Source organism: Paraglaciecola hydrolytica, from assembly GCF_001565895.1.
Lineage (GTDB): Bacteria > Pseudomonadota > Gammaproteobacteria > Enterobacterales > Alteromonadaceae > Paraglaciecola > Paraglaciecola hydrolytica.
This window is the reverse complement of record NZ_LSNE01000007.1, coordinates 145778-147534: the sequence shown is the minus strand read 5'-3', so window position 1 is coordinate 147534 and position 1757 is coordinate 145778. Positions and strand designations below refer to the sequence as shown.

General features: G+C 34.4%; 3 protein-coding genes. All 3 read right to left on the bottom strand.

The features are described 5' to 3' along the window. On the bottom strand, window positions 1-450 hold a 450-nt coding region (locus AX660_RS23325), incomplete at its 3' end, for a hypothetical protein (RefSeq protein WP_162266424.1). Then, the gene (locus AX660_RS14435; protein ID WP_068378180.1) at window positions 434-1303 is read right to left on the bottom strand and encodes a type II secretion system minor pseudopilin; all 870 of its coding nucleotides are present in this window, start codon (window positions 1301-1303) and stop codon (window positions 434-436) included. The genes AX660_RS23325 and AX660_RS14435, both read right to left, overlap by 17 nt. Then, window positions 1296-1757: hypothetical protein (locus tag AX660_RS14430; protein WP_162266423.1), on the bottom strand; the 462-nt coding region annotated here is incomplete at its 5' end. The genes AX660_RS14430 and AX660_RS14435, both read right to left, overlap by 8 nt.

Sequence of the window (1757 nt, the reverse complement as noted above, 5' to 3'; positions counted from 1 at the left end):
AGACTGTTTTTTTATCATTTCAAATGAATTATCAAGATAATTTACTGCTATATCCCTTTTTGTATTAAATCTCTCTACCCCCGACTCTGCCTGAGTCACTACAGGTAAAACAAATTTAAATTGAGTAGCGAGTTCTTTATATAATTCATAGCGAATACAATAAAACTCAACTTGCAATTGCTTAAATGTAATTTTTTTTATTTTCCAAAATACTTTTGCAGGGAATGGACTAATTCCTTTTTTTTCCGCGTTAAAAATTCGTAATAAATCCAAAGGGCTATTGCCATTATATATTCGGACAGCTTTCCAGTAATCTTTATCTTGAAGTAAGCATAATGACTTTGAACGCTTTTGTGGCTGATTTTCCTCACTATTACTCAACAAAGATGCGACTTTAAAATCGCTAAACCACCAACCTATCTGGAAATATTTATTAATTGTAGTTTTCATTTATTATATAGAATGGCTTCTGCGTGCCCAAACCCCGTATGATACTAAAAGATAAAGCATTTTGCCCATTAACTACTGATTTTAATTCAATATTAAAATAACCGGAGGGATAAACCTCCTCTTCACCATTCATTTCATTGTCGGAAGGCCCTGTTAATTGCCTAGTTTCAATTAGTGTTTTAGTCTCATCATCACTCAGTTGCAAAGGTAAAAGGTGTACAGGCATAAAATTACTCACTAAGTCGAAGCCAGAGTAAACACTCAAATCATTTTTGATACTGTTATAAATCTCGGGTGAGACAGAAGGCACTAAAAAAAGTTCATGTAAGGTCTGAAAATCATTATTAGTGGGTAAAAAGGGCTGTGGGTAATCACCTTTCTCAGCACCACGGATGCGCGTAAAATTATCTTTATCTAACCAATCTTGAAGTTGATCAACAATTTGCATTCTTGTTTTGTCATCAACTTCATGAAGTGCTAGAAATGACGAAAATAACTTGTCATTAAAAGGCTGTAACGACACTAATCCAGACTGATCTTGAATAACTGTTTCAACATCATTAAAAACAAACTTCCTACCAAAGAAATTAATATCGTTATTAGGCGCATCACTTTTTAATTCATCAGCACTTTGTTTTTTTTTGCCTACTAAATGTAAAGTGCTAGTGTATAGCTCCATCATTAACATCGATTTAGCGGTTTCTAGCTTCAAACGATTATCAATATTTTGATTTAGCGAAACAGCCATATCAAACTGAACTCGTGTATTACTTAACGTACTTGTCATAAAGACAGCCATTACGGCTGCCAGCATTAAAACGATAAGTAACGCCGCCCCGTTATGTTTATTCATCAAATGAACCAAAAGACAAAGCGGCAATACGAGGATCTTCATCCCCAATCCGAAAATACATTGCACTATTATTTTGTTGTTCAGTAAGGAAACGTATTCTCATATAATTAGGTAGAATGCCTTTTTCCATAGCTGAATAGTCTGACTGCCAATAAGGCTCTGTTTTAACAATCTCGCTTAATAATTCAGTCTGTGCCGTAAATAACGCTGCTCGATCTTTCCAACCAAAATATTCAAATTCAACTTGACGTAAATTATCCATAAAAACGTATTGCGACTGCCCAGAACAATCAAGTGATTTATATTTCAATCTCAATAGGTCTACTTCACCAAATGGGTATTCACAGTATATAAGCGATATACTTCCTGTTTCGTTAGACACACTAGTTTGCAATAATCCAATAGATAACTTACTACCTGGCGTCAATGGATTTGCAGTGACAAACAACAGATA

Coding starts and splice junctions, on each gene's coding strand:
- AX660_RS14435 (WP_068378180.1), bottom strand. CDS start 1,303: ATGAATAAACATAACGGGGCGGCGTTACTTATCGTTTTAATGCTGGCA.